General features: G+C 68.4%; 24 protein-coding genes. 15 read left to right on the forward strand and 9 right to left on the reverse strand.

Annotated elements, in window-relative coordinates:
- The first annotated feature begins 76 nt into the window (after nucleotides 1–76).
- Nucleotides 77–3,064, forward strand: a complete 2,988-nt coding sequence (locus OG394_RS28375) for an AfsR/SARP family transcriptional regulator (RefSeq protein ID WP_328990160.1) — start codon at nucleotides 77–79, stop codon at nucleotides 3,062–3,064.
- A gap of 121 nt (nucleotides 3,065–3,185) precedes the next feature.
- The gene (locus OG394_RS28380; RefSeq protein ID WP_328990161.1) at nucleotides 3,186–3,560 is read left to right on the forward strand and encodes a hypothetical protein; all 375 of its coding nucleotides are present in this window, start codon (nucleotides 3,186–3,188) and stop codon (nucleotides 3,558–3,560) included.
- Nucleotides 3,561–3,589: 29 nt separating this feature from the next.
- Here OG394_RS28380 and OG394_RS28385 read toward each other — a convergent pair whose 3' ends face one another.
- Nucleotides 3,590–4,330, reverse strand: a complete 741-nt coding sequence (locus OG394_RS28385; RefSeq protein ID WP_328990162.1) for a DedA family protein — start codon at nucleotides 4,328–4,330, stop codon at nucleotides 3,590–3,592.
- Nucleotides 4,331–4,441: 111 nt separating this feature from the next.
- Here OG394_RS28385 and OG394_RS28390 point away from each other — a divergent pair, with 111 nt between their 5' ends.
- On the forward strand, nucleotides 4,442–5,062 hold the full coding sequence (locus tag OG394_RS28390) for a TrmH family RNA methyltransferase (RefSeq protein ID WP_328996879.1): 621 nt from the start codon (nucleotides 4,442–4,444) through the stop codon (nucleotides 5,060–5,062).
- On the opposite strand, the gene galE is transcribed toward OG394_RS28390, so the two are convergent.
- Entirely contained in the window at nucleotides 5,059–6,063 is a 1,005-nt protein-coding gene (gene galE, locus OG394_RS28395) for a UDP-glucose 4-epimerase GalE (protein WP_328990163.1), read from the reverse strand. The genes OG394_RS28390 and galE overlap by 4 nt on opposite strands.
- 204 nt (nucleotides 6,064–6,267) lie before the next feature.
- Between galE and OG394_RS28400 the strand changes: the two genes are divergently transcribed.
- The 8 genes from OG394_RS28400 (at nucleotide 6,268) to OG394_RS28435 (ending at nucleotide 15,003) form a co-directional block, all read left to right on the forward strand.
- Nucleotides 6,268–8,442, forward strand: coding sequence for a hypothetical protein (locus OG394_RS28400; protein WP_328990164.1), 2,175 nt, complete (start codon nucleotides 6,268–6,270; stop codon nucleotides 8,440–8,442).
- Nucleotides 8,427–9,827, forward strand: coding sequence for a GT4 family glycosyltransferase PelF (pelF, locus tag OG394_RS28405; RefSeq protein WP_328990165.1), 1,401 nt, complete (start codon nucleotides 8,427–8,429; stop codon nucleotides 9,825–9,827). The genes OG394_RS28400 and pelF overlap by 16 nt, the downstream gene beginning before the upstream one ends.
- A complete protein-coding gene (locus OG394_RS28410) occupies nucleotides 9,824–11,209 on the forward strand; it encodes a hypothetical protein (protein ID WP_328990166.1) in 1,386 nt (461 codons plus the stop codon). The genes pelF and OG394_RS28410 overlap by 4 nt, the downstream gene beginning before the upstream one ends.
- The gene (locus OG394_RS28415; protein ID WP_328990167.1) at nucleotides 11,206–11,865 is read left to right on the forward strand and encodes a spherulation-specific family 4 protein; all 660 of its coding nucleotides are present in this window, start codon (nucleotides 11,206–11,208) and stop codon (nucleotides 11,863–11,865) included. The genes OG394_RS28410 and OG394_RS28415 overlap by 4 nt, the downstream gene beginning before the upstream one ends.
- Complete coding sequence (locus OG394_RS28420; RefSeq protein WP_328990168.1) at nucleotides 11,859–12,764, forward strand: endo alpha-1,4 polygalactosaminidase; 906 nt, start codon at nucleotides 11,859–11,861, stop codon at nucleotides 12,762–12,764. Before OG394_RS28415 ends, OG394_RS28420 begins: the two co-directional genes overlap by 7 nt.
- The gene (locus tag OG394_RS28425; protein ID WP_328990169.1) at nucleotides 12,758–13,453 is read left to right on the forward strand and encodes a response regulator transcription factor; all 696 of its coding nucleotides are present in this window, start codon (nucleotides 12,758–12,760) and stop codon (nucleotides 13,451–13,453) included. The genes OG394_RS28420 and OG394_RS28425 overlap by 7 nt, the downstream gene beginning before the upstream one ends.
- A gap of 199 nt (nucleotides 13,454–13,652) precedes the next feature.
- Entirely contained in the window at nucleotides 13,653–14,315 is a 663-nt protein-coding gene (locus OG394_RS28430; protein ID WP_328990170.1) for a sensor histidine kinase, read from the forward strand.
- On the forward strand, nucleotides 14,299–15,003 hold the full coding sequence (locus OG394_RS28435) for a response regulator transcription factor (RefSeq protein ID WP_328990171.1): 705 nt from the start codon (nucleotides 14,299–14,301) through the stop codon (nucleotides 15,001–15,003). The genes OG394_RS28430 and OG394_RS28435 overlap by 17 nt, the downstream gene beginning before the upstream one ends.
- A gap of 125 nt (nucleotides 15,004–15,128) precedes the next feature.
- Here OG394_RS28435 and OG394_RS28440 read toward each other — a convergent pair whose 3' ends face one another.
- From OG394_RS28440 to OG394_RS28465, 6 genes are read right to left on the reverse strand one after another with little or no spacing between them, the layout of a single operon-like run.
- Nucleotides 15,129–16,868: an FAD-dependent oxidoreductase gene (locus tag OG394_RS28440; protein ID WP_328990172.1), complete on the reverse strand. Its 1,740-nt coding sequence runs from the start codon at nucleotides 16,866–16,868 to the stop codon at nucleotides 15,129–15,131.
- A complete protein-coding gene (locus tag OG394_RS28445; protein WP_328990174.1) occupies nucleotides 16,865–17,746 on the reverse strand; it encodes an intradiol ring-cleavage dioxygenase in 882 nt (293 codons plus the stop codon). The genes OG394_RS28440 and OG394_RS28445 overlap by 4 nt, the downstream gene beginning before the upstream one ends.
- Nucleotides 17,743–18,963 carry a thiolase family protein gene (locus tag OG394_RS28450; protein WP_328990175.1) on the reverse strand — a complete coding sequence of 407 codons (1,221 nt, stop codon included), beginning with the start codon at nucleotides 18,961–18,963 and terminating at the stop codon, nucleotides 17,743–17,745. Before OG394_RS28450 ends, OG394_RS28445 begins: the two co-directional genes overlap by 4 nt.
- On the reverse strand, nucleotides 18,963–19,988 hold the full coding sequence (locus tag OG394_RS28455) for a maleylacetate reductase (protein ID WP_328990176.1): 1,026 nt from the start codon (nucleotides 19,986–19,988) through the stop codon (nucleotides 18,963–18,965). The genes OG394_RS28450 and OG394_RS28455 overlap by 1 nt, the downstream gene beginning before the upstream one ends.
- Complete coding sequence (locus OG394_RS28460) at nucleotides 19,981–20,745, reverse strand: CoA-transferase subunit beta (protein WP_328990177.1); 765 nt, start codon at nucleotides 20,743–20,745, stop codon at nucleotides 19,981–19,983. The genes OG394_RS28455 and OG394_RS28460 overlap by 8 nt, the downstream gene beginning before the upstream one ends.
- Nucleotides 20,742–21,584, reverse strand: coding sequence for a CoA transferase subunit A (locus OG394_RS28465; RefSeq protein WP_328990178.1), 843 nt, complete (start codon nucleotides 21,582–21,584; stop codon nucleotides 20,742–20,744). The genes OG394_RS28460 and OG394_RS28465 overlap by 4 nt, the downstream gene beginning before the upstream one ends.
- A 76-nt stretch (nucleotides 21,585–21,660) precedes the next feature.
- On the opposite strand from OG394_RS28465, the gene OG394_RS28470 reads away from it, so the two are divergent.
- Nucleotides 21,661–22,452 (forward strand): IclR family transcriptional regulator domain-containing protein, encoded by a 792-nt coding sequence (locus OG394_RS28470; RefSeq protein ID WP_328990179.1) that lies wholly within the window; start codon nucleotides 21,661–21,663, stop codon nucleotides 22,450–22,452.
- A 91-nt stretch (nucleotides 22,453–22,543) separates the two neighbouring features.
- Here the strand turns inward: OG394_RS28470 and OG394_RS28475 are convergent, their stop codons facing one another.
- Nucleotides 22,544–23,563 carry an SIS domain-containing protein gene (locus OG394_RS28475; RefSeq protein ID WP_328990180.1) on the reverse strand — a complete coding sequence of 340 codons (1,020 nt, stop codon included), beginning with the start codon at nucleotides 23,561–23,563 and terminating at the stop codon, nucleotides 22,544–22,546.
- 172 nt (nucleotides 23,564–23,735) lie between these two features.
- Between OG394_RS28475 and OG394_RS28480 the strand changes: the two genes are divergently transcribed.
- The 3 genes from OG394_RS28480 (at nucleotide 23,736) to OG394_RS28490 (ending at nucleotide 26,956) form a co-directional block, all read left to right on the forward strand.
- A complete protein-coding gene (locus tag OG394_RS28480) occupies nucleotides 23,736–24,452 on the forward strand; it encodes a GntR family transcriptional regulator (RefSeq protein WP_328990181.1) in 717 nt (238 codons plus the stop codon).
- A gap of 200 nt (nucleotides 24,453–24,652) precedes the next feature.
- Complete coding sequence (gene fbaA / locus OG394_RS28485) at nucleotides 24,653–25,678, forward strand: class II fructose-bisphosphate aldolase (RefSeq protein WP_328990182.1); 1,026 nt, start codon at nucleotides 24,653–24,655, stop codon at nucleotides 25,676–25,678.
- Between the two features lie 231 nt (nucleotides 25,679–25,909).
- The gene (locus OG394_RS28490; protein WP_328990183.1) at nucleotides 25,910–26,956 is read left to right on the forward strand and encodes a hypothetical protein; all 1,047 of its coding nucleotides are present in this window, start codon (nucleotides 25,910–25,912) and stop codon (nucleotides 26,954–26,956) included.
- Nucleotides 26,957–26,976 lie beyond the last annotated feature (20 nt).

Consider the following 26,976-nt stretch of genomic DNA (forward strand, 5'->3'; position numbering starts at 1 on the left):
CGCCGCCGAACACCTTCCGGTCATCGTCACTAGATGTCACCATGGGTCGGTTCGCCGAAGGAGTTGGGGGCACCGCGTGGATAGTCTGAGGTACGAGATCCTCGGACCTTTGCGGCTCCACCACGCCCAGGGTCAGCCGCTGCGTGCGAGTAAACCGCGGCAATTGCTCGCGACCCTGCTGTTGCACCCCAACAGATTCGTCTCCACGGACCTGATCGCGGACGCACTCTGGGAAGGCAGTCCGCCACGCTCTGCAACCGCCAACATCCGTACTTACGTCCGGGCGCTGCGCGGAGTGCTGCAGGAAGCGGGCCTCCCGACCCCGATCGACACGTCCGCCGCCGGGTACAGCATCGAGGTCGGCGTCGACGAGCTCGACGCCAGCCTGTTCGAGTCGCTGCTGGCCGAAGGCGGCCACCTCCGCGACGTGGGCGAGGGCCGCCAGGCGATGCAGCTCTTCTCCCGGGCATACAACCTGTGGCGCGGGCATCCGCTGGAGGATCTGACCGTCGCGTCGGCCTGGGAAGGCTCGATCGCCCGGCTGGACGCGCAGTACCGCGGGCTCGTCGACACCCTGCTGGACCTCAGACTCGAGTACGGCGACGCGACCGGCGCGGCCGTGCTGCTCAGCGGGCGACTGACCGAGGACCCGTACGACGAGCAGCTGTGGACCCGGTTGATCGACGCCTTGCTGGACGCCGGTCGCGCCGGTGAAGCCCGCAACGCCTACCAAAAGGCCGTCCAGACGCTGGCCGAGGAGCTCGAAGTCGAGCCCGGCCCGGAGCTCCAAGCGGCCGGTCAGCGCGCCGAGCGTGGGCCGACGCGTTCCCGCGTTGCCCGCCCGGCCAGCGCCGACGTCGAGCCTGCGGTCCTCCAAGCCGTGCCCCAGCCCGACCCCGAGCCACCGCCCGGGCCGATGGCCGAGCGCGTTGGACCGCGGCAGGTGCCGAGCCAGTTGCCGTTGGACCTGGCCGACTTCAGCGGACGCCAGAACCAGCTCATCCGGCTGCGCGACCTCATTTGCGGACGCGATCCGGTCCGGCCGCCGATCGCGGTGATCTCGGGACCACCCGGCACCGGCAAGAGCTCACTCGCCGTACGGCTTGGTCATCTGGTTCGGGAGTTCTTCCCGGACGGGCAGATCTATCTCGACATGCGGGGTGCGACTCAGCCGCGCGATCCGGCCGGCGCCTTGCACGACCTGCTGCGCAGCCTGGACATCCCGGATTCGGCCGTACCAGCGGACCCGGATCGCCGTTCGGCCGCGTTGCGTTCGGAACTGGCCAGCCGCCGGGTGCTGATCGTGCTCGATGACGTCCGTACGGCGAGCCAGGTGGTGCCGCTGATGCCGGGCACAGGCGCGTCCGCGTTGGTCGTGACCAGCCGTTCGCGGTTGACCGATCTGGCCGGCGCCGACGTCATCGCCCTGGACACGCTCGACCACGATGAGGCGAGCGAACTGCTGCAACGAGTGGCGGGCAAGGACCGGATCGACGCCGATACCGAGGCGGCCGAGCAGATTCTCGCGGCCTGTGGAAATCTGCCGCTGGCCATCCGGATCGCGGCCAGCCGGCTCGCCCAGCGGCCCGACCTCACCCCGGCCGAGCTGGCCCGGCGCCTGCAGGACGAGACCCAGCGCCTCGACGAACTGAGCATCGGCGAACTGGCCGTCCGGACCAGCGCCGACCTCAGCTACGACTCACTCCGGCCCGAGGACGCCCGGCTCTACCGGCTGATCGGCCACCTCGCCGTCGGCGACTTCTCAGCCCGCTCGCTCGAGGCCCTCGCGGCGCCCGCGGCGACCCGGCGCAGCCTGGACCGGCTGATCGAGGCGAACCTCGTGCAGGTGAGTTCGGTCGACCAAGGCGGGCAGCCGCGCTACCGCGTGCACGACCTGGTTCGGTTGCACGCGACCGATATCGGCGATCCGGGCGAGCGCGCGATGGCCGTGGCCGACCTGACGACCGTGCTGCAGGCCTTCCTCGAGCGTTGCCGGTGGGCCGCGCAGGCGATGCCGTTCGAATACTTCGGGGTGCTGGAAAGCCTGCCGCTCAAGCCCGATCCGCTCGGTATGACGGCGACCGAGGCGGTCACCTGGTTCGACGACGAGCGGAACGGCTTCCTGCCCGCGATTCGGGCTGCCGCGCAGAACGGTCTGCACGACCACGCCTGGCGGATCGCTGCCGCCTGGGCGCCGTACCTCGATCTGCGCGCCGGCTTCGACGACTGGCTGGAGTCGCACCGGATCGGCCTCGCGAGCGCCCGTGCCTGTGGCGATCTGCGCGGGCAGGCGATCATGTTGCGCTGCATCGGGCAGACCGCGCTCTACCGCGACGACTGGCCGGTGGCCGAGCGCTCGCTGACCGACGCGATGGCGTTGTTCGAGCAGGTCGGCGACCGGGTCGGGTACGGCGTGGCCTCGGTTGGCTACGGCACCTTCCTGCGCGAGCGGGCCACCCTCGAGGAGGCCTTCGCCCGGTACGAGACGGCCATGACCGCGTTCATCGAAGCCGGTGACGGTAATGGCGAGGCGGTCGCCCGTAGCGCGATCGCGTCGATCTGCCTGCGCCAGAAGGACCCGGTCACGGCGGGCCGCCACCTCGCGCAGGCCTACCTCGTCGGCGTACGGCTGGGCGATCCGCATCGCGAGGCCAAGGTCCGTCGCCGGATCGCCGAACTCCGCGAACAGCAGGGCCGGCACGACCAGGCCGTACGTCAGTTGCGCGCGGCGTTGCGGATCTTCCTCGGCATCGGGGATGACCACTGCGCGGCGTACACCCGGACCGAACTCGGCAAGGCACTCGCCGCACTCGGGGAGGACGCGGCCGCCCGTAAGGCGCTGCTGGACGCGATCGAGGCGGGCCACCGGCTGGGCGACCGTACCGTCGAGGCGCAGGCCGCGTTCCAGCTCGGCCAGTTGCACCAGAACGCGGGCCACGTCGACTCGGCCCGCCGCTACCTCAACCGGGCCGCCAGGGTGTGGCAACTCGTCGGCGCCGACACCCAAGCCGCCGAGGCCCGCCACCAGCTCGCGACCGTCTCCCCGGACTTGGCCGCGGGATAGTCAGCCGCCAATGTACGGCGGATGTATGGCGGGTTGGCAGAGTTAGGGCTGTCGGCGGGGGAAAAGGGGCCGACGTACGGGGTGACCGGAAACGGCGGGGGGATGCGTGGAGCCAAAGGCTATGGAACGAGTGTCCAACCCACGTGATGCCGAAGCCGCTCTAGCGTGGGAACTGGAGCGGATCGGATCGGGGGCGTGGCAGGGCTGGGCACTGAAGTTCCAGCGAATGGCCTTTGGTTACGCGCAGGACAGCGGTTGGCAGGACGAGGCCGACGCCTTGCGTTGGCTGGATCAGCACAACCACTTGCACGAGGGGGAACCACCGAGGGGCGCTCTGGTCTGGTACCAGTCGGGGGAGCGCACTTTGGTGGCGTGCTCGGTCGGAGCGGGCCGGGTCGTCGGCGCCCTACCGTACGGGGAGGTGGGCGTCGCCGAGCTCAGTGAGCTCAGTGCCGACTACGTCTGGTCGGACCCGCACTTCCCTTTCGCACACTGAGCCCGTTCGCCCACTGAGTCTCTTGGAGCTCAGTCCTTCTTGTGGTGCTTTTCAGCGGCCGCGTCGAAGAGCGCGGTCAGCTCCGCCGGCTCGTCGAACCGCTCGTCGCGGCCTTCGTTGCTCGCGGCCTTGAGCACCTTCTCGCGCTTCCGCGCCAGCACGAACTCCACCACCATCGGGATCACCGAGACGATGACGATCAGGATCAGCGCCGTCTCCAGGTTGTCGTGCACGAACTTGATCCGGCCGAGGTAGTAGCCGAGCACGGTCACGCCCGTGCCCCACAGCACCGCGCCGACACCGGTGTAGAAGAAGAACCGGCGCGGGTCCATCCGGCCCGCGCCCGCGGTGACGGTGATGAACGTCCGCACGATGGGCACGAACCGGGCCATCACGATCGCGCGGTTGCCGTACTTGTCGAAGAACGCCGCGGTCTGGTCGAGATACTTCGGTTTCAGGAACCTCGCGTCGGGATTCTTGAACAGTGATGTCCCCAACGCCCTGCCGATGTAATAGCCGGACACGTTGCCGGCAAACGCCGCGGCCGTCAGGATCACGCAGACGAGCCAGAGCGGGACGCCGATCGTGCCCAGCGCGACGAACATGCCGACCGCGAAGAGCAGCGAGTCACCCGGCAGGATCGGGAAGAGCAGACCGCACTCGATGAAGATGATCGCGACGGTTCCCCACAGGGCCCAGTCACCGAGCGCGTGCAGCAGGTACTCGGGATCCATCCAGCTGGGCATCAACATCGCCGCGAGTGCAATCACGCGCACAGGGTAGCGTCTCGACCCATGCCGGAAGCCAATCGCGACGACGTCCGTCCCACCAGCGGACACCCTGAAGGCCATTCCCTGGTCGGCGATCTGGTGGGCGCAGACATGGTCGGGCCGGCCGAGGTCGGGGTCGGACCGTGGCAGGGCGAGCTGCCGGATGACCCCCGGTACGACCCGGAGCTGCTGGCGAACGGCGACAGGCGCAACGTCGTCGACCGCTACCGCTATTGGCGAGTGGACGCGATCGTCGCCGACCTGGACAAGCGCCGGAATCCCTTCCACGTCGCGATCGAGAACTGGCAGCACGACCTGAACATCGGCTCGGTCGTCCGCACGGCGAACGCTTTCCTCGCCGCCGAGGTCCACATCGTCGGCAACCGCAAATGGAACCGCCGTGGCGCCATGGTCACGGACCGCTACCAGCACGTACGACACCACCCACAGCTCGCCGACCTCGCGTCGTACGCCGCCGAACGCGGTCTACCGGTCATCGGCATCGACAACTTGCCCGGCTCGGTCCCCCTAGAGACGTACGACCTGCCGGAAGTTTGTGTGCTGCTCTTCGGTCAAGAAGGCCCGGGCCTCACCGACGAAGCCCACGCCATCTGCACCGCCGTACTCTCCATCGCCCAATACGGCTCAACCCGATCCATCAACGCCAGCGCCGCGGCCGCGATCGCCATGCACGCCTGGATCCGCCGCCACACCTTCCAGCAGTCCCTCTAGACGGGGATCGGGGCGGGCTGGCGGTAGGCGAGCCAAGCTGAGGTGACCATGTCGTGGAGGGTTCGGTTGGCTTGCCAGCCGAGTTCGGCGGTGATGCGGGCCGGGTTGGCAACTACGCAGGCGGGGTCGATCGGGCGGCGGGGTGTGACCTCGTACGGCTCGTGCAGGCCGGTGACGCGGGAAGCTGTTTCCAGTACGTCGAGGACGCTCGCGCCGACGCCGGTCCCCACGTTGTACACGCGCCGGATCCCCTCCGCGCCAAGCGCGTCTACCGCCGCCAGGTGCGCCTCAGCGAGATCCGCGACGTGCAGGTAGTCCCGAACGCAAGTGCCGTCCGGGGTCGGGTGGTCATCCCCGTAGACCTGTGGGCGCACCCCGCGAGTCAACGCCCGCAAGGTCAACTGCAGAAGGTTTGCGACCCCCGGATCGCCTAGTGCGGGATCGCCGGCGCCTGCGATGTTGAAGTACCGGAGGCTGATCCAGGACAAGTTCTGCGCCGCGGCCGCGTCACGGATCAACCACTCGCACACGAGCTTCGTAGCGCCGTACGGGTTGATCGGAGCCGTCGGCGTCTCCTCGGTGACCTCACCCGCCGACGGGATTCCGTAGACCGCAGCGCTCGACGAAAAGACCAGGCGCCGTACGTCGACCGCGCGCATCGCCTCGAGCAGACTGGCCGTTCCGCGTACGTTCTGGTCGTAGTAGTAGAGCGGCTTGTCGACGGATTCCCCGACAGCCTTCTTCGCCGCGAGGTGGATCACCCCGGTCACGTCGTACCGGGTCATCACGGCGGCCAGCGTGGCGGTGTCGAGCACCGAGCACGTCTCCAGCGCGACCCCGGTCGGTAGACGGTCGGCCGAACCGGTGCTGAGGTCGTCGACCACGACGACCTGGCGGCCGGCCCGCAGCATCGTGTCGACCACATGGGCACCGATGTATCCGGCGCCACCGGTGATCAGCCAGGTCGGCCGAGGGCGGATCCACTGCTGCGTGACGGTCATACCCGAAGCCTTTCGCCGCGGCGCCCGGCGCAGAACGTCCGTGCTGACCAGTCCGGGCCGGGTGTCGGGAGGTGGTCCGCGTACTGCAAATGGTGGAGACGGGTCTCGTTCATCGACGCGATCCGCGATCCGCCCGGGCCGGACAGCATGTTGTCTGCCGTGACCTGTCCTGAGCCACGGCGCCCGATCCCCGTGGGAGCAGAAGTGAAGAAAGCCCGTCCGTCCGTACGGCGCCTGGTGGCAGGCGTCGTGCTCGCCCTGGTGGTGACCACCGCGGTCAGCCCGGCGACCAGCTCGGCCGCCGTCACGCCGCGCATCGACCTCAAGGTGCTGGTGGTGAACGACGGCAGCGCGCCGGTCGAGGCCATCGCCAGTGAGCTCAGCGCCGAGGGGGTGCCGTTCACCGAGCTCGACCTCGATTCGGCGACCCGGCCGGCCGTGACCGCGGCGTACCTGTCGGACAAGATCGGTACGACGCCGCGGGCCAAGTTCCAGGCCGTGGTGCTGCCGAACGAGGCGCCGGCCGGTCTGACCGCGGACGAGCTGAACACCCTGCACGCGTTCGAGCGGGCCTTCTCGATCCGCCAGGTCAACGCCTCGACCTGGGCACACCCGGGCGTCGGGCTGAACTACGCCGCCAACCCCGGCTACATCGGAACGCTCGACGGCATCACGGCGACGGCCACCGCCGAGGCGCGGGCGGCCGAGCTCAAGTATCTGGATGGGCCGTTGCCGTTCGAGGACGCGGACCAGGCCATCTCGGAGAGCTACGGGTACTTGGCCACTCCGCTGGCGGGCGCCACCTTCAAGACCCTGGTCGGAGCGCCGATCCCCGGCACCTCGGAGACCGGTTCGCTGATCGGGCAGTACACGGTCGACGGGCGTGAGGAGCTCGTCATCACCTTTGTGTACAACGAATATCAGGAGCAGTTCCAGTTCGTTGCCCATGGCATCATCTCGTGGATGACGCGGGGAATCCACCTCGGGTACGAGCGGAACTACTTCGCGGCGCACATCGACGACGTGTTCCTGGAGGATCTGCGCTGGAGCATCGACGGCAACTGCACGCCGGGTGACGGTTGTCCGGCCGGGGTGCCGGACAACCAGACCATCCGGATGACCGCTGCGGATGCCGACTACCTGAAGGCCTGGCAGACGCGGACGGGTATGCCGCTCGACATGACGTACAACGCAGAGGGTGCCGCGACGACGGTCGGCACCGACGCGCTGACGGACAAACTCCGCACGAACAAGGCGTCGTTCCGCTGGCTGAACCACACCTGGTCGCATCCGTACATGGGCTGCGTGCAGGACTTCAGCGTCGTGCCGTGGAAGTGCGCGACCAACTCTCTCGGCGCGATCCAGTACATGCCCAGGGCAACGATCGCCACCGAGATCAAGAAGAACACCGACTGGGCCACCTCGAACGGCGTCGCACTGGACCGGACCGAGCTGGTCACCGGCGAGCACTCGGGTCTGAAGACGCTGCCGCAGATGGCCGTCGACAACCCGTATCTGGCCGGCGCGCTGAACGACCGGGGCGTCAAGTACATCGCTTCGGACGCCTCCCGAGAGAAGCAGCCGCGCACGATCGGCGGTGCCGTCACCGTGCCGCGCTACCCGATGAACATCTTCTACAACGTGGCCACCGAGGCCGAGGAGATGGACGAGTACAACTGGATCTACACGAGTAGGGCGAATGGCGGCAGCGGGATCTGCGAGGACAACCCGGCCACCACGACCTGCATCCAGCCGCAGAGCCTGACCACCGGCTTCCGCGACTACATCGTGCCGCTGGAGGTCCGGATCGCCTTGCGGCACGTGCTCGGCAACGACCCGCGCCCGCACTACGCCCACCAGTCGAACCTGGCCGAGGACCGCATCCTCTACCCGGTGCTGGACGGCGTACTCGACCAGTTCGGTCAGACCTACGCGGCGAACACCCCGCTGTTGCACCCGACGATGAAGCAGTCGTCCGCCGTTCTGCAGCAGGCCATCGCGTGGAAAACCAACCAGTCCAAGGTCACCGCCTACGTGACCGGGACGACGCTCACCGTGCAGAGCAGTTCGTCCGTCGCCGTACCGGTCACCGTGCCGGAGGGCACTCGCCTGGTCGGCCTGTTCGGTTCGCCCGGCGCCGCCTTCGGTACGGCGTACGCGGGGGAGCGTTCGGACTACAAGAACGTCGGCGGTCTGCTGAGCGGGTCGTTCCAGCTCAAGCTCCCGGCCGGCTACCCGGCACCCGCCACGGCCCCAGCCGCCGCAACGACCACGACGACGACCACGACGAAGAACCAGCCGGCCGAGCCGCGGGAGCTGCGCGAGCCCGCCAAGGTCGGCCCGTTGCGGACCGGCGAGGTGCGGTGGACGTCGCGCTGATCAACGAAGGGACTTATCCCTACGTGAAAGGTGGCGTCAGCCAGTGGTGTGACAAGTTGATCCGCGGTCTGCCCGAGCACCGGTTCCGGCTGCTCACCTTGGTTGCCAATGGCACCGAACGGCAGACCTGGGAGCTACCGGACAACGCCGACGGTGTGCGGCCGTTCCCCCTCTGGGGTCCGGCCGTCACCCCGCGCCGCGGCCGGGACCAGGCCCGGGTGGCCGACGCCGCCCGGGCCGTGCTGGCCGGTTCCGTACTCGACCAGCCGGTGACGTTCGAGTGGGGCCTGCGCGAACTGGCCAAACTCGCCACCAGTAAGGGCTTTTCGCGCTCCCTGCGGGCCTGCGACCTGGTCGGCTACCTCCTGGAGGTTTGGTCGGATCCGCACACCCTCACCGTGCATGACGCGATCGTCGCGGCGGAGCTGGTGGAACGATCGCTGCTGCCGTTGACCGTCGACCTAGGCCCGGGCCTCGACCTGAGCCATGCGGTGGCGAACGGCCTGCCGACGCTCGTCGGGTTGGCGGAGAAGTGGCGACGCGGTACGCCGTTGGTGATGTCCGAGCATGGCGTCCACATTCGCGAGCGCTATCTGGCGTTCCGCGATCTGTCGTACCCGGCCCCGGTGAAGGAGGTCGTGCTCGGGTTCCTCCGCCAGCTCGCCGAACTGGGGTACCGCCATGCCGACTTCATCGTGCCGGTGGCGAAGTTCAACGCCCGCTGGGAATACCGGCTCGGCGCCGATCCGGCCTCGGTGGTGCCGATCTACAATGGCGTCGAGCCCGAGCGCTATACCGAGATCCAGGACGAGCCCGCCGTACCCACGATCAGTTGGGTGGGCCGGGTCGATCCGCTCAAGGACCTCGAGACGCTGATCAGCGCGTACGCCTTGATCCGGGAGCAGTTGCCACAAACCGTGCTGCGGTTGTTCGGGCCGACGCCGGAGGGCAATGAGGACTACGAAAGGCGCTGTCTCGACCTGGCCGACCGGCTCGGGGTCTCCGACGGCATCACCCTCGAAGGACCCGTGCCGTCGAGCCGGATCGCCTTCGAGGCAGGGCATGTGGTCGCCCTCTCGAGTATCTCGGAGGGCATGCCGTACACGGTCATCGAGGCGATGATGTGCGGCCGGGCCACCGTCTCCACCGACGTCGGGGGTACGGCCGAAGCGGTCGCCGACGCTGGCTCGGTGGTACCGCCGCGCGATCCGTCCGCCTTCGCCGAGGCCTGCCTGGACTACCTGCTCGACCCGGACCTGCGCCGCCGGATCGGCCAGGCCGCGCGGCGTCGTTCGCTCGACAACTTCACGCTGGAGAAGTCGATCGACACCTACCGAATGCTCTACACGGCCGTCGCCACCACGGTCGAGCGGACGTCCGCGTGAGTGCCGACTGCGTCCTGCTCCCCGGACTACGGCATCCGCAGGCGGCCGAGCTGGTCGAGACCCCTGGCGCCGCACCGCCCGTCGACGCGTACGAGGTCGCCGCCGCGCTGGAGGCCAGCGGTGTCAGCGATCGAACCGCGCAAGAACGCTACGGGCATCCGGACGTCTTCTCCCTCGGCAAGTCGCTGCTCGCCGGGCTGCGTGCGGAAGCGCCCGTCCTCACGCGGACCGCTGTCGCGGGAAGGATCGACGTACGGCAAACACTTCAACGCGGCCTGGTCTTCGTCCTACCCGCCCTGCTGACCGGTGCCGCCATGGGCGAGCGGACCGCGCCGGCCGAGGTGGTCCTGCTGCTCGTCGCCGTCGCGTACGGATGGGCCGCCGGCCAAGGTGTCGCGTATGCCGGCTACGCGATGACCGGCGCCGGTTCGTATCCCGAGGCCCGTCGCCTGATGCGCGATCTCGCGGCCCTGGCATTCGTGCCTGCCGTCGTAGGTCTGGGCGCCACGGGCTGGTTCAACCCCTCGATCCGGTACGTCGCGGTGGTCGCGATCGGTCAGATCGCGTTCGTCCTGGCCTCGACCATCGGCGTTGTGCTGCACCGGCCTGGGCTGATGCTGCTCGTGCTGATCCCGGGTCTACTCGTCTCACTCCCCGACGTACTGCGTCCGAGTCTGTTGCCGAAGGCAATCGTTCTGCCGGTCATCGCAACTTCCGTCCTCGCCACGGTCGTCGTCGCGTTGGTCCTCTGTCGCGACGGCCGTCGCGCGGCCCGGCCGGTGACCCGTGCCGTTCTCGCCGACTGCCGTCTCTATGTCGGGTACGGCGCGTGCCTCGCGTCCTTGCTGACCCTCGGGTTGCTCGATGGGCTGGTTGTTCCCGGCGGTCGCGTCGGAATCGGGCTGACCCTGATGCCGCTGGTCGGTGGCGTACTGGTGGCCGAGTGGCAACTGGCGCGCTACCGGAGTCGCGCCGAGCTCGCGCTCCGGACCACCAACTCCGCGGACCGGTTCGCCGCCCGGATCCACGCGGCCCTGCTGCGGTGTTTCGGCTGGTACTTGGCCTTGTTGATCGCGTTGATCGCCTTGGCCGCCAGCTCCGTGGATCACCTCGACTTCAACGCGGTCCTGCGATTCGCCGCCACCGGTCTACTCGGCTGGTCCTTCCTCGCGGCGCTGCTCCTGGTGGCCCACCGGCTGGTCGCGCCGGTGCTGCTCGTCACCGGTATCGGCGTCGTGTTCGCCGCCGCCCGCTATCTCGTCCTCGGCCCGCCGTCGGCGTTCGACCTGGCCATCGGCTATCTGGCCGTCTGTGGTTCCCTGGCCATCACCCTGACCGTGCTCGTCTGGCAATGGCTCCCGGCCGTGGAGGTACATCGATGACCCGCCTTGCCATTCCCTGGTACGTGCATCCGGCCGAAGACCCGGGCCAGTGGACGCGCCTCGCCGAACTGGCCGGCCAGCTCGCCTTCGTGGTGGTCAACATCGCCAACGGCCCGGGCGACGCGGACGATCCGTACTACCCGGCCGCCCTGGCTGCCCTGCGTTCGAGTGGTGTCCACTTTTACGGGTACGTCGACACCGCCTACGCGCAGCGCGGCATCGTCCAGGTCGCGGCGGACGTCCGTGCGTGGCTCGAGCGGTACGACGTCGACGGCATCATGTTCGACCAGGTCGCTCCCGGGCCGGACGGCCTTGGGTACAACCGAATGCTGGCCCTGATCGCCCGTCAGGCCGGGGCCCGGTGCATCGTCGCGAATCCGGGCGTCGAGCCGTGTCCCGAGTTGCCTGGGCTGTTCGACGTGACATGCGTGTTCGAGGACGAGTTCGCGGCCCATGGGCGAGGCGGCGTGGCCGAGCGCACGGTTGGGCCCGACCGGCTCTGGCACCTCGTATACGGCGTACCGGCGGACGCGATTGACGCGGTGCTGGAACGGGTCGAGGCGGAGGGCGTCGGTCTGGCGTTCGTCACCGATCGGCCCGGCCCGCATCCATGGACCGGACTGCCTTCGTCCTTGGTCGGAGCGAGCCGGTGCTGAGGGTGATGCTGGCCGTCGTTCTGTTGTTTACGGCGAGCTGTGCGGCGGACCAGCCGGCGGCAGACCCGACCCCGCAGCCGACCGTCAGTCCCACGGCCGCGCCCCGGCCCGAGGCAACACCAACGCCCAGCCCGAGCCCGAGTTCGAGCACAAGCAGGCCGTCGACGCCGACGCCGCGCAGGAGCCCGGCGTCGTACCAGCGGTGGAGTCCGCGACCGGGCACGGCCTGGCAATGGCAGCTCGACGGAACCCTGGACCTCTCGATCGACGTGCCCGTGTACGACGTCGACGGCGAGCGGACGACGAAGGCCCAGGTCGACGAACTGCATCGCCGCGGACGACGCGCGATCTGCTACGTCAACGTCGGCGCGTACGAGAACTTCCGGCCCGACAAGGCCCGCTTCCCCGCGCAGGTCCTCGGCAAGACGATGGACGGCTGGCCGGACGAACGATGGCTCGACATCCGCCGCTGGGATCTGCTCGCGCCGATCATGGCCGCGCGCTTCGGTGCCTGCCGGGCCAAGGGATTCGACGCGATCGAGCCGGACAACGTCGATGCCTATAGCAACGAATCCGGCTTCCCGCTGACCGCGTCCGACCAGCTCCGGTACAACCGTCGGATCGCGATGCTGGCCCATCGGATCGGCCTGTCCGTGGGCTTGAAGAACGACCTGGAGCAGGTCCGCGCGCTGCAGCCGTCGTTCGACTTCGCGGTGAACGAGGAGTGCATGAAGTACGACGAATGCGCGTTGCTGACGCCGTTTCGTCAAGCGGGCAAGGCGGTTCTCCATGTGGAGTACGACCTGGCGCCGGCCGAGTTCTGTGCCCGGGCCAAGCAACTCGGTTTCAGCTCGATGCGTAAACCGTTGATCCTGCGCGCCGAACGGCAACCGTGCTGACGGCCCGCGTGGATATGCCGACGCTGCTGGTCTGCGACTCGCTACGGGTGATCGCCGAGGCCATAGCCGCGTACGTCGATGCGCAGTCGGGCGTCCGCGCGCTCGGTACGGCCTGCCGCCTCGACGAACTCCTGCGGCTCATCGGTATCGAGGCGCCGGACGTCGTCCTGGTCGAACCGCGCGGCCTCGGGCTGTCCGCAGTCGCGGCCGTTCGGCTGGTACACGAGACCGAGCCGCGAACGCGAGTGCTGCTGGTGGCGGACACGGACGACCCGGCGCAAGTGCTGCCCGCCGTACGCGCGGGTGGGTTCGGCTGGGTCTCGGCCTCGGATTCGCTGGCCGACGTCGAGGCCGCTGTCCGGACGGTCGCGGCCGGAGGGATGTGGCTCAGCCCGTCCGTACTGGGGGAGCAGGAGCCGGGCAGCGCGGTGCGATCCGCGGCGGCCGGTCTCGCCGCCGACGAGGCTCGCGCGCTGGTCGGGGCGCTGACCGATCGGGAGCGCGCCGTACTTGCGCATCTGGTCGGCGGGTTCGATCGCAAGGCGCTGGCCCGGCAGCTGGGCATTGCCGACAGCACGGCGCGCACCCACGTCCAGCGCGTCATCGGCAAGCTCGGCGCGCGGAACGCGATCCAGGCGGCGGCGATCGGCCGGCGCGCCGGAATTCCGGGCGTAACGCGGCGGGGTTGAGCGCGTTCTATCTGTGGAAGACGAGTCGAGATGTAGTCGACGACAGACTGTGTTCTGTTGGCAATCTACTGTTCGACTCGATGTTGCTCCTCCCCCGATAGTCGGGGTAGGGACGTACAAGCTAGTCAGTCCTACCCGGGCGGGGAGGGCTCGCACTGTCGCGAGCCTTACCGGGTTACGACGACATGGGGGGAAGACCATGAGCTCAGGGGTGCTCGTCCATGGACGGGATGACCTGTCCGCTGTTGCCGTGGTGCCGGTGGTGCAGCTACCGACGACCCGGCTGCCGACCGATATCTGGCACGACCTGATTCACGAGATGGCCACCGTCCGCGCTCTGACCGCCGCCGCGCTCGCCGCGGGCGACGAGACGGCCAGGATGACGCTGCTCGCGCTGATCGAGACCGAGACCCGCGAGGTCACCGCGCTACTTCGGCAGATTCGCGAGGACCACTATCTGGCCGAGCCCGCCGATGTCTCCGTGGTGCTGGCCGACCTGGTCGGGACTTTGGCCGCCACGACCGAGGTCACGCTGCGGTTGGCGCCCGTGCGGGCCCATCGCGTCGGGATCGACCGCGTCTCGCTGCGCCGGGTCCTGCGCAACCTACTGGAGAACGCGATTCGCGCCGCCGGGCCCGACGGAGTGGTCGAGCTGGCCGCCCGGCAGACCGACGCCGGCCTGGCCATTTCGATCGGCGACTCCGGTCCCGGTTTCGGCCTTGGCCCACCCGGTCTGAGCAGCCGCGGCCTGGTCATCGTGCGACGGCTGATCGAAGCCGTCGGCGGCTCGCTCGACGTCGGCACCTCCCCGCTGGGCGGCGCCCTCGTCACGGTCACCTTCTCCCTTGCCCACCTCAGCTGACCCGACGCTCGGCCCTGCCGACGATCTGTCCGTGGCAGCGGGGGTGCGGGTGATCGTGTGTGATGACCATCGGGTCTTCGCCGAGGCGCTCGCGGCAGTGTTGCGCGGGCACGGCTATCTCGTCGCGGACGTCGTCCAGGATCCGCGGAAAGCCCTGGAACTGCTGGCCGCCGAAACGGTCGACTTGTGCGTGATGGATCTGGGTTTCCCCGACGCGGACGGTATTGAGTTCACCCGCCGGATCGGTGAGACGACCCCGTCGGTCAAGGTCTTCGTGCTCACCGCCCGCACCGGGCCCGACGTACTCCGCCTCGCCATGGCCGCCGGCGCGAGTGGTGTCGCCTCCAAAGAACGCGGGATCGGCGACGTCGTCCGCGCCATCGGCCGGGTCGTGGCGGGTGAGCTCTATTGCGACGACCACCTGCTGCGCGACGCTCTCGGCCTGGGCGCCGACACGGACCGGGCCCACGCCCAGTTCCTCGCCACCTACCTCACCAAACGCGAACGCGAAGTCCTTGACCTGCTGGTCCAGGGGCAGACCACCGATGCCATGGCAGGGCTCCTGCACATCTCGAAGACCACGGTCCGCACCCACATCCAGTCCGTCCTCAGCAAGTTCGGCGCCCACTCCCGCCTAGAAGCCGTCGCCTACGCCATCGCCAACGGCATCGTCCCCCCACCCACCTGACGCCCGCGCCGACCCTTTTCTTGCGACGATCGGACCCGTTTGCCGCTGTAAGGCAGCCTGCACCTGACAGGTAGCAGACGAGCGGCAAAACGGGTCCGATCGTCGCAAGAAAAGGGTTGCCCAGGCTAGTCCCGCGAAAGCACGGTCGTCAGCGCCTCGTGGAGGGTTGCCTCGGCGTCTTCGGGGAGGGCGGGGGAGCGCCACGCGACGTGGGCGTCGGGGCGGATCAGGAGGCAGCCGGAGTCGGGGATCTCGCTAAGGCGCGACCAGTCGCCGTACAGGTCGTCCAAGTCGGCACCCGGTCCGATGACGTACGCGTCCATCGGCACACCGAGGTTCTCCGAGACGACCTGGGCCGCCTTGGTCCACGACTCCCCGCCGATCCCGGTCAGCAGCACGAACCGACCTTTCCCAACGACGTCCAGCGTGCTCACCGTCGAACCACCTTGGTTGAGCCAGCAATGCGGAATTCGCGCCCCCGGCCAAGTCGTCGGGTGGTAAAACAACTCCGGATCGCGCTCATACGCAGGCTCGGCAGTCCCATCCGGCAGGACCGCGTCCGACCGATACCGCTGCCCCAGCTCCACCCCATGCGCGTTGAACTCGTAGTCCTTCAACTCGATCGCCTCGCGCAATTCCGCCCGCTGCGCCTCGCCTTCCGGAGTGTCGTCCTTCCGCGACGCGATCGTCCTCCCGGCAGGCGCGTCCGGAGTCATCCCAAGAGCCTTGAAGATCTGACCGAACTGCGTCCTGCTCTTGTTCGCGCGCTCCACGATCTGCCGCGCCACCGGCACCCGCTCATCGTCGTACGTCGCGAGCAACGCCGGCCCGGCTTGCCCACGGATGACGTGCGCGAGCTTCCACGACAGGTTGTACGCGTCCTGGATCGACGTGTTCGAACCGAGGCCGTTGCTCGGCGGATGCCGGTGGATCGCGTCGCCCATGCAGAAAACGCGACCACGCGAGGCCTGTTCGGCGTACATGTGATTGACGCTCCAGACCGACGTGCCTTTGAGCTTGACGTCGATCGTGTCGTTGCCGACCAGGTTGTGCACGATCTCGGTCGCCATGGCCTCGTCGACCTCCGGCGCGGGTTTGCTGATGTCGTAACCCCAGACGATCAGCCACTCGTTCCACGGCCGCACCATCCGGACCAGCCCGGCGCCGATGCCGCCGATCTGCGCGCCCGGTTGCAACACCCAGTAGAGAACGCTCGGCCGGTGCGCGACGTACTTCGAGAGGTCGGCCTCGAAGACGATGTTCATCGAGCCCTCGATATCCATCGAGCCGGTCATCGGCAGTGCGATGTCCTGCGCGACCTTGCTGCGACCACCGTCGGCGCCGATCAGATAGCGGGCTCTGATGGAGTACGTCGAACCGGTCAGGCGGTCGCGAACCAACGCGGTGACGCCGTCCTCGTCCTGCTCGAGCGAGAGGTACTCCGTCCCGAACCGCACCTGCGCACCCCGGCTCGCGGCCGTGCTGACCAGGATCGGCTCGAACAACGTTTGCGGCAGGTCGACCGGCAGAGTGGGCGAGGCCTCGGTGTAGTCGGCCAGCCGGCGCGGATGCGTGCCCCAAGTGCGAATCCGGCCGATCTCCTCACCGGCAAGCGAAGTGCAGAAGGCGGTCTGGCCCATCAGCTCATGCGTGGTGCCCTTGCCGGTGACCTCCGCCTCGATCCCCATATCGCGCATCAGCTCGATCGTGCGCTGGTTGGTGATGTGGGCGCGCGGGGTGTTCGCGGTCCAGCGGTAGCGGTTCAGCACGATGGTGTCGATCTCGTACGTCGACAGGAACAGCGCGGCGGCACCACCGGCCGGACCACTGCCGACGATCAGCACATCGGTGTCGTATTCGGTCATCGAGCGGACTCCTCGTCGGTGGCGAGTACAAGGTCGTACGTGATCGTGGCGTAGGGCACGTCGAGCTGCCGCCCGTCGGGCGCGACCCCGGCGGGGTGTTCGGCGAAGCCGGCGATCAGCGAGGCTTTTACCCCGAAGACGGCATCGCTATCCAGGTATTCGTCACCGGCCGCGAAGACGTGCGTGATCAACCGCGAATAGCCCGGTGCGGTGACCATGAAGTGGATGTGCGCAGGTCGCATCGGCCCGCGCCCGCCGGCCCGGAGCAACTCGCCGACCGGACCGTCGGCAGGGATCGGATAGGCCACCGGGCGTACCGCCCAGAAGGAAAAGTTGCCCTCGGCATCGGTATGCAGGTGGCCGCGGTTCTGCGGTCCATCGAGGGACTTCTGTACGTCATAGAAGCCTTCCTCGTCGGCCTGCCAAGCCTCGACCAAGGCGTCCGCGATTGGCTCGCGGGCGGTGTTCAGGACGCGGCCGCTAACCAGACACGGCTGTCCGGGTGCGCCGTTCGACATGTCACCGCCGTTCTCGATTTCCGGCGATCCCTCGACGAAGAACGGCCCGAAAACGGTCGCCGCCGTGGCCTCGGGCGGTTTGCGATTGGCCAGACCGACGGTCAGCATGGACAGTCCGAGTACGTCGGACAGCAGCACGAACTCCTGCCGCTTGTCGTCCGAGATCTGGCCGGTCTGGGTCAAGAAGTCGATGCCCTTGAACCACTCCTCCTCGGTCAGCTCGACCTCCGTCGCGAAGGCGTGCAGGTGCCGAACCAAGGCCGCCATGATCGTCTTGTACCGCTCATCCGTGCTGCCGTCGAAGCTCGCCACCACGGCATCGGTGAGCGCCTGGCCGTCCAGGTCGGAGTGATTGGTCACGCTTCGATCACCATCGCCAGGCCCTGGCCGACGCCTATGCACAAGGTGGCGAGGCCGTACCCGCCACCACGTCGTCGGAGTTCGTGCGCGAGGGTCGTGAGCAGGCGGGTGCCGGAGCTGCCGAGCGGATGCCCGAGCGCGATCGCGCCGCCGTTCACGTTGAGCTTGGTCTGATCCAGCTCGGGCCATTCCGCCAAGCAGGACAGGGATTGCGCGGCATACGCCTCGTTCAACTCGATCAACGTCAAGTCCTCCCATCCGATCCCGGCCCGCTGCAAGGCTTTACGGGACGCCTCGACCGGACCTATCCCGTAGTACTGCGGCTCAACCGCATGCACCGCCCTGCTGACGATTCTCGCGAGAGGGGTGATGCCCATACCGCTAACTGTGGACTCATCAGCCAGCAGCAAGGCGGACGCGCCATCGTTGAGCGGCGACGCATTCCCCGCAGTGACGGTCCCGTCGGGCCGGAATACCGGCTTCAACGCCGCCATACTTTCGGGGCTGCCACCCGGGCGGATCGACTCGTCACGAGTCAACGGCGCGGGCGCCTTCTTTCCTTGGGGTAGTACGTCGGCCAGGCGCTTCCAAGGCACCACCTCGGCATCGAACCGGCCCTCGGCCCAAGCCGCGGCCGCTTTCTCGTGACTGGCAAGGGCAAACGCGTCCTGCGACTCGCGGGAAATCCCGTACTTATCCGCGAGCAGTTCGGCCCCCTCGCCAAGCGCCACGGTCCACTCGGCAGGCATGCGCGGGTTGACCATCCGCCAGCCGAGCGACGTCGAGTACGCCGTCATCCCGTCGTGCGGAAACGCCCGATCCGGCTTCGGCATCACCCAGGGCGCACGACTCATCGACTCGACACCACCGGCCACGACCAGGTCGGCATCACCCGTCTCGATCGCTCGCGCGGCCTGGATCGCGGCCTCGAGGCCAGACCCGCACAAGCGGTTGACCGTCGTACCGGGAACGTGTGTAGGCCAGCCCGCCAGCAGCACGGCCATTCGCGCGACGTCACGGTTCTCCTCGCCGGCGCCGTTCGCGTTACCGAGGAACACGTCGTCGATCTGACCGGGATCGATTTGCGCGTTGCGTGCGAGTAGCTCGGCCAGTGTCACCGCCGCAAGGTCGTCGGGTCGGCCGCCCGCGAGCGCGCCGCCGAGCTTGCCGACGGGCGTCCGTACGGCGTCCACCAGGTATGCCGATCGAGTCGTCATCAGTCGTCCTTCGAAGGTCGAACGCCCGCCCAGGCGCGAGCCAGAATCGTTTGAACCAAGGCCTCGCCGGCCGCCGCCTCGCGTGCTTGGTCCTCGGTGAGACCCAGTTCGCGCAAGCTCGTCGGTACGCCAGACGCCTCGAACAGGTCGTACAACTGCGTCGCCAGCTCGCCCTTGCCCAAGGCAACCGATAAGCGAGCGGCCGCTTCGGGGACGGTAGGCGCGAGGACCCGGGTGACCTGCGGCAAGACCGCGGCGTGGGTCTCCGCATGCGGCAGGCCGTACCGACCGCCCAGGAGATGGCAAAGCTTGTGGTGCAACCCGGTCCCGGCCGACGTCAACGCCGAACCGGCCAGCCCAGCGCCGTACAGAAGGTCGCCCCGAGCATCTAAATCACGCGGATCAAGTAATACTTGCCTAAGGCCCTCACTAAGCGCGCGAGTGCCTTCGACAGCGATCACTTCGTTGAATGGATTCGCCTTCGGAGTCCAAACGGCTTCGACACAATGCGCGAGAGCATTCGCGACGCTCGCGGCCGTGACGTCCAGCGGCAAATCCCGGCTCAGCGAAGGGTCGTACACCACGGTCTTCGGCAGTACGACGGGATCGGTCCCCGTCCGCTTCTCCCCATCCGACGTGATGCCCCAAACCGGCGTCATCTCCGAACCGGCGTACGTCGTCGGCACCGCCACGATCGGCAAACCCGACGTCAACGCGACCGCCTTCGCGAGGCCTACCGCCGACCCGCCGCCGATGCTCACCAAGCCAGTCGCGCCGATCGTCTCGGCTGCAAGTCGTGCTTTCGACGCGAGTTCGAGCGGCACATGCTGACGTACGTCGTCCAGCCGGCCAACCGCGCGAGCGCCGAGCAACTCCTGCAAGCGATCGCCAGCGGTCTTGGCCGATCCCGTCACCACCAGAAGCACCCGATCGACGCCGAGCCGCTCAACCTCACCCGGTACGTCGGCCAACTCGCCAAGCACCACGCGCGCCGCGAACTGCTCATATACAAAGGGCTTAGGCATCGACGAACTCCTCACGCCGCTGCAAACGCCGCAACGCGTCAAGCTCCACAAAGGTTGGCGGTGGCACGGTGACGAGCTGGTCCGCCACCTTCAGGTCCCATCCAGTCGCGGCCTTGGCCGTCGCGAGGTCGACGCCCTCGTGCAACCGGGTCAGCGTGAGCTCATTGGTCGACGGATCGGGTTCGAGCACCCCGTGATCCGTGATGACGAGGGTCGGACCCGCGCCGGTCATGCCGTACGCCTCGCGCTCCTGGCCGGTCGGCCCGAACCCGACGGACGAGATGAACTCGACCTTCTCGACGAACGTACGCGTCGACTGCCGGACGATCACGATCACCCGTTTGGCGGCCGACGCGATCTCTGGCGCGCCGCCCGCGCCGGGAAGACGCACGCTCGGTTCGTCGTACGGGCCGATCACGGTGGTGTTGATATTGCCGAACCGGTCGATCTGCGCGGCGCCGAGAAAGCCCACGTCGATCCGTCCGGCGCCGACCCAGTAGTTGAACATCTCGGGCACCGACACCACCGTGGTGGCCGTCGCGGCGAGGTCGTCATCCCCGATCGACAACGGCAGACGACGCGGTTTGGCGTCGATCGCGCCGGATTCGTAGACCAGGCGGCAGTTCGGCGCATGCGTCCGGCGGGCGAGGTTGGCGGCGAGGTTGGGCGGGCCGACGCCCACGAGGCAGACGTCGCCGTCGTGCAATTCGCGAGCAGCGGCGACGTTCATCATCTCGGCACTTGTCCAGTTGGTCATCGGGCCGGCAGTCCGTTCTCCGCGGCCCATTTGAGGAAGGACTCGCGGTCTCGTGAGATGGCGTCCCACTGCTGGTAGAAGGTGTTGTCGCGGGTCGTATAGCCCGCCGCGTACGACGGCCAGGCGCCGCCGGGCACCTCGCAGACCGCCGACAACACCCAGCTCGGCAGGATCACCGCGCCCGTCCGTTCCGGGAAGACGTCCACGACTTCCTCGACGGTGACGATTGCCCGTCGCGCCGCGAGCACGGCCTCGCGCTGGACGCCGGTGATGCCCCAGAGCATGACGTTGCCGTCGCGATCCGCGAGCTGGGCGTGGACGATTGCCACGTCCGGCCGGACCGCCCGAACCGCGGCCAGTTCGTCGCCGGTGAACGGGCAGGTGACCGTTTGCACGATGTCGGTCTGGCGCTCGAGGTCGGTGCCGCGATAGCCGCGCAGTACGCCGAAGGGAAGGTTCGCGGCGCCGGCGGCATACGCGTTCGCGAGACCGGCGTGGCTGTGCTCGTGTACGCCGAGGCGGTGTGGCCAGTGGTTCTCCACGGCATCGCGGAGGCGGTGGAGAGAGCCCACGCCGGGGTTGCCGCCGTACGAGAAGACGATCTCGTCGACGCAGCCCAGACCGATCAGCTGGTCATAGATGAGATCGGGCGTCATCCGGACCAGGGTGAGGTGGCGACGACCCTGGCGCGCGATCTCGTGGGCCGCGGCGAACGGGATGAGGTGCGTGAATCCCTCCATCGCGACCGTGTCCCCGTCCCGCACGTGCGCCGCGATCGCCGCCGGCAAGGAAGTGATCGGCGCCCTCGCCGGGATCGGGCTGGGGCTTGAGTCCGGCACGGTGGACGAACCTCCCGGTTTCTCGTAGGATTTCGCTCAGCGAAAAGAAGTTCTCCTAGCGAAAAGAGGATAGCCGGTGCCCTCAAGTGAGTCCACGGCTCGTTCGGGCTCGTTCCTGCAGGGGTTGGAGCGCGGGCTCGCGGTGATCCGGGCCTTCGGTGCGGACGCGCCGTCGCTGACGCTGAGCGAGGTCGCCCGGGCGGTCGGGCTGACCCCGGCGACGGCCCGGCGGATCCTGCTGACGCTGGAGGAGCTTGGGTACGTCCGGAGCGACGGCCGTCGGTTCTTGTTGACGCCGCGCGTGCTCGCGCTCGGCTGGGCCTATCTGTCGTCGCTGGACCTGGGCGAGATCGCCGGGCCGTTCATGGAGGAGGTGAGCGCCGCGACCCGCGAGTCCTGCTCGATGGCGACGCTCGACCTGCCGGACATCGTGTACGTCGCCCGCGTGCCGACCAGCCGGATCATGACCGTGGCACTCGGCGTCGGCGCGCGCCTGCCGGCCTACGCGACCTCAATGGGCCGGGTCTTACTCGCGGGTCTGCCGGCCGCGGAGCTCGATCGCTACTTGGCCGACCTGGAGCCGGAGGCCCTGACGGATCGCACGCTGACCTCGATCGACTCCCTGCGCGATGCCATCGCCGAGGCGGGCAAGACCGGGTACGCGGTGGTCGACCAGGAGCTCGAACAAGGCCTGCGCTCAATCGCCGTACCGGTTGTCGATGGCCGCGGCAAAACCATCGCCGCCCTCAACGTCTCCGCCCACACCTCGCGAGCGACCGCCGCCGCGCTGCGAACCGACGTCCTCCCGCGCCTCCGCGCCGCCGCCGAAGGCATCGGCACCGCCCTGCACCACCGCGGCCGCGCCTAACCGTCTTTTTCTTTGTCGCGAGTGGTCGCGACAAAGAAAAGGAACCGGCCGCCCACAAACGTGTGGGCGGCCGGTTCTTGAGGACTGCGAGTCAGTCGGTTTGGGTGACCTTGCGGAGGCCGCGGGGGGCGTCGGGGTCGAGGCCGAGTCTGCGGGCGAGGGCCTCGATCGTGAGCTGGGCGGGGATGATCAGGGTCAGCGGCGCCAGCGTCTCGGGCAGGTCCGGGCCGGGCAGCGCGACGTCGCAACGACCGGCGAACGTGCTGTCGCCGCCGATGCCGAGGATCTTGCTGCCCTTCTCGCGAACGGTCCCGGCCAGCTCGATCAGACCGGGCAGCGCCGGACCACTCGGAGCCGCGACCAGGATCGTGACGAGATCCGAGTCGACGACCGCGATCGGCCCGTGCTTCAAGTCGGCGTACGACAGGCCGCGCACCGGCTGCAGGCAGGTCTCCTCGAGCTTGAGCGCCACCTCCAGCGTCGTACCGAAGGTCAGACCGCGACCACTCGCCAGTACGTCGTGGGCGCCCGCGAGTAGTGCCGCGGCCACGTCCACGTCGAGCTCGAGCGCCTTCGCCGCGACCTCGGGAACCCGGGCGATATCGGCATCGAGCGTGCCCGGCTTGTTGGCGAGGGCGTCCACCGCGACCGTGATCGCAGCCAGCTGCGTCGTGTAGGTCTTCGTGGCCGGGACCGCGAGCTCCTTGCCGGCCTGGGTGATCAGCGCGACGTCGGCGGTCGAGACCAGCGGGCTGTCGTCGTGGTTGGTGATACCGACGACCGCGGCGCCGTTGCGCTTGGCCCACTCGGCCGTGTCGACGATCTCCTGGGTCGCGCCGGACTGGCTGACGCACACCACGAGGGTGTTCGACAGGTCCAGGTTGGCGCCGTACAGCGTGGCGACCGAGGGCGCGGCCAGCGAGGCCTGGCGGCCGGCGTGGATCTCGGTCAGGTAGCGGCCGTAGACGCACGCGTTGTCGGACGAACCACGCGCCACGAACAGCACGTGACGGCGGCCGGCGGCCAGCCGGGTGATCTGGTCCCGGAGCGGCAGGACGTGCTCGAACGTCGCCGCCAGCGCGTCCGGCTGCTCGGCGATCTCGATGGACATCTGCGTCCTGGGGGCGGGTACCGACACCACTGCGATCACTGGTCCTATCTGGTCTTAACAGGTATGCTGCGCACGATAGCAGTGAGTGCACCGGGTCGGGCAAGCCCGGAAGCTCACTTCCCGCAAACGCGCAAAATCTGTTCGAATGCGCAGGTCAGGAGGGCGAAAGCCGATGGTGGCGACGAAACGCTCCCAGGTTCGGGCGGTGCTGGAGCGACTCATCGACGTCGACCTGCACCCAGGCGACTCGATCCCGTCCGAACGGGCACTGGTCGACAAGCTGAACGTCTCCCGGGTGACCGTCCGGCAGGCGATCAGCGACCTGGTCGAATCCGGTGCGCTGGAGCGCGTGCATGGCAAGGGGACCTTCGTCACCGGGCCGCAGGTCGACTCGCAGTTGCACCTCACCTCGTTCTCCCGGGAGATGCGGGCCCGTGGTCTGGAGCCCGGCACGGTGGTGCTGTCGGCCACCGAGGTCGAGGCCTCCGACGAGACCGCGCAGGGTCTGCGGATGCCGAAGGGCACGCCGGTGATCCGGGTCGAGCGACTCCGCACCGCGGACGCCTCGCCGATGGCGTACGAGATCGGGTACTACCCGTCCGCGCTGTTCCCGGGCCTGCTCGGGCGCGAGCTCGGCACGCTGTATGACGTGTTCGCCGCGGAGTACGACGTGGTGGTCACCTCGGGCGAGCAGACGGTCCGTGCGGACAACGCCGACGGTCATGTCGCCCGGGTGCTCGGTGTTGCCCGGCGAGCGCCACTGCTGGTGCTCGAACGCACTACTTTCGCTGGTCGCAAGGTGGTCGAGCTGTCCTGGTCGGCGTACCGAGCGGATCGTTACCGGCTGCACATGGCCCTCACTCCGCGCGGTCCGCGCAGCGGCGGCTAGCGTCTTCGTGAGGGAGAACCACATGATCTACAGGTATGCGCACTGGATCGGTCCTCTCCGATCAGTGGTCTGCTCTGTGATCCCTTTCGGGCCGACCGGTCAGGTGTCCCAGTGCTTGGGCCACTTGGCGGCAACGGGTCGTGCACCGCAATACTGAAGCCTCATCCACACGTTCTTTGCTGTGAGGAGTACCGCGAGACATGCCTATTGCCACCCCTGAGGTCTACGCCGAGATGCTGGACAAGGCCAAGCAGAACAGCTTCGCCTACCCGGCCATCAACGTGAGCTCCTCGCAGACGCTGAACGCCGCCCTGCGCGGGTTCGCCGAGGCCGGCTCGGACGGCATCGTCCAGGTCTCCACCGGCGGCGGCGAGTACCTGTCCGGCCCGACCGTGAAGAACATGGTCTCCGGCTCCGTCGCCCTGGCGGCGTACGCGCACGAGGTCGCCAAGAACTACCCGGTCAACATCGCGCTGCACACGGACCACTGCCCGAAGGACAAGCTGGAGGGTTTCGTCCGGCCGCTGCTGGCGATCTCCGCCGAGCGTGTCGCCCGGGGCGAGAACCCGCTGTTCCAGTCGCACATGTGGGACGGTTCCGCGGTGCCGCTGGAGGAGAACCTCGAGATCGCCAAGGAGCTGCTGGCACTCACCAAGGCGGCCCGGATCATCCTCGAGGTCGAGATCGGTGTTGTCGGTGGCGAGGAGGACGGCGTCGCCCACGAGATCAACGAGAAGCTCTACACCACGGTCGAGGACGGTCTGGCCACGGTCGAGGCCCTCGGCACCGGTGAGAACGGCCGCTACCTGACCGCGCTCACCTTCGGCAACGTGCACGGCGTCTACAAGCCGGGTGCGGTCAAGCTGCGTCCGGAGATCCTCAAGGAGATCCAGGACCAGGTCGGCGCCAAGGTCGGCAAGGAGCGTCCGTTCGACCTGGTGTTCCACGGCGGCTCCGGCTCGACCCTGGAAGAGATCCGCGCGGCCGTCGACCACGGTGTGATCAAGATGAACATCGACACGGACACGCAGTACGCGTTCACCCGGCCCGCTGCCGCGCACATGTTCGCCAACTACGACGGTGTGCTCAAGGTGGACGGCGACGTCGGCAACAAGAAGGCCTACGACCCGCGCGCCTGGGGTAAGGCCGCCGAAGAGGGCATGGCCAAGCGCGTCGTCGAAGCGTGCGAGCACCTGCGCTCGACAGGCACCTCGCTGCTCGCCTGAGTCTTCTTTTGGTTCGGCGGCCCGTCCCTCTTGTGGGGACGGGCCGCTTCATTTCTTGCCTGCGTTGATTGGTCTGAATCCGCTCGCCCATCTCTACGGCGTTCACTGTGCCCGCCGACGTAGGCGGGCGTATTCGGACCAATCAACGCTAATCGCCCGCCCCGCACCCCTCTTGTCCACAGCTTCTCGATCCGTTGTTCTGCGGGGGTTCGGCGACGGCATCTTCTCCGCGTGAACCCGCAACTGATCGTGATGACCCAGATCCGTGGCGGGGTGTTCACCCGCGCCGATGCCCGCGCGTGTGGATATCCCGACCGCGATATCGACACCTTGCTGACCACCGGCGGCTGGCGCCGGATCAGCCCGGAGACGTTCGCGCCGGGCGCCCTGATACCCGTCACCGACGAAACGACCCACCTGCGCCGACTGCACCACCTGCTGAGGTACGGCGATCGCGGGCTGGCCGCGAGCCACCAGTCGGCCGTCTGCCTGCACGGTCTGCCGTGCTGGGGCCTCGACCTGTCCCGGGTGCACGTCACCGCCGCGTCAGGCCGTCCAGGGCGGCACCAGGGCGGTCTGACCCTGCACGTGGCGAGCCTGCCCAAGGTCCGCCGCTGGAATGGCCTGCGCGTCGTATCGGTCGCCCGCGCCGTCGCCGAGATCGCCGCCACGGGTCCACTGATACCGGCTCTGGTGGTCGCGGAGGCCGCGTTGTACGGCGGAGCGACCACGCGTTCGGCGATCGGGGCTGCCGCCCGACGATTCGGATCGGCCGAGGCGAGGCGGATCCGCCGGATGCTGGCCCGCGCCTCACCACACTCGGGTTCAGTCGCGGAGACCCGGATCCGGTCTGTGCTGGCCGAGGCGGGTCTGCCCGAGCCGTCGCGTGAACCGCCGCCACCGATGGACGGGTTCCTGCCCGGGGCCGAGGAGGGCGCGGCCGCGCTGTGGTTCCCGGATCAACGCACAGTGCTGGAGTTCGAGCCCTGGCTCAGCTATTGGCGGCCGGAGGAGACCGACGACCTCGCGGCCCGATCGTCGTACCAGCTGTCGTACGACGTGGAGGTGGTGACCGGCGGGCCGGCGCCGGTGGAGTACGGGTGGATCGACTGGGCCGAACTGGACGAGCCGGAGGACCTGGCCGAGCGGATCCGGTCCACGTTCGCCCGGGCGGCAGCGCGATCCGGCGTGCGCGTCTTCGACCCGGCCCGGCCGAGGGCGATCCGACGCCGGCCGCGCTGGCCGACGGCGTACGAGGACACCGACTGCACCTGCTGACCTGATCTGCCCTTCTCGCC

The sequence above is a fragment of the Kribbella sp. NBC_01245 genome (assembly GCF_036226525.1).
GTDB lineage: Bacteria > Actinomycetota > Actinomycetes > Propionibacteriales > Kribbellaceae > Kribbella.

Excerpts from the sequence above, each read along its gene's own strand:
- OG394_RS28380 (WP_328990161.1), top strand. The coding sequence starts at position 3,186 with ATGGAACGAGTGTCCAACCCACGTGATGCCGAAGCCGCTCTAGCGTGG.
- OG394_RS28390 (WP_328996879.1), top strand. The coding sequence starts at position 4,442 with ATGGTCGGGCCGGCCGAGGTCGGGGTCGGACCGTGGCAGGGCGAGCTG.
- galE (WP_328990163.1), bottom strand. The coding sequence starts at position 6,063 with ATGACCGTCACGCAGCAGTGGATCCGCCCTCGGCCGACCTGGCTGATC.
- OG394_RS28415 (WP_328990167.1), top strand. The coding sequence starts at position 11,206 with ATGACCCGCCTTGCCATTCCCTGGTACGTGCATCCGGCCGAAGACCCG.
- OG394_RS28430 (WP_328990170.1), top strand. The coding sequence starts at position 13,653 with ATGAGCTCAGGGGTGCTCGTCCATGGACGGGATGACCTGTCCGCTGTT.
- OG394_RS28440 (WP_328990172.1), bottom strand. The coding sequence starts at position 16,868 with ATGACCGAATACGACACCGATGTGCTGATCGTCGGCAGTGGTCCGGCC.
- OG394_RS28450 (WP_328990175.1), bottom strand. The coding sequence starts at position 18,963 with ATGACGACTCGATCGGCATACCTGGTGGACGCCGTACGGACGCCCGTC.
- OG394_RS28455 (WP_328990176.1), bottom strand. The coding sequence starts at position 19,988 with ATGCCTAAGCCCTTTGTATATGAGCAGTTCGCGGCGCGCGTGGTGCTT.
- OG394_RS28460 (WP_328990177.1), bottom strand. The coding sequence starts at position 20,745 with ATGACCAACTGGACAAGTGCCGAGATGATGAACGTCGCCGCTGCTCGC.
- OG394_RS28475 (WP_328990180.1), bottom strand. The coding sequence starts at position 23,563 with ATGTCCATCGAGATCGCCGAGCAGCCGGACGCGCTGGCGGCGACGTTC.
- OG394_RS28480 (WP_328990181.1), top strand. The coding sequence starts at position 23,736 with ATGGTGGCGACGAAACGCTCCCAGGTTCGGGCGGTGCTGGAGCGACTC.
- fbaA (WP_328990182.1), top strand. The coding sequence starts at position 24,653 with ATGCCTATTGCCACCCCTGAGGTCTACGCCGAGATGCTGGACAAGGCC.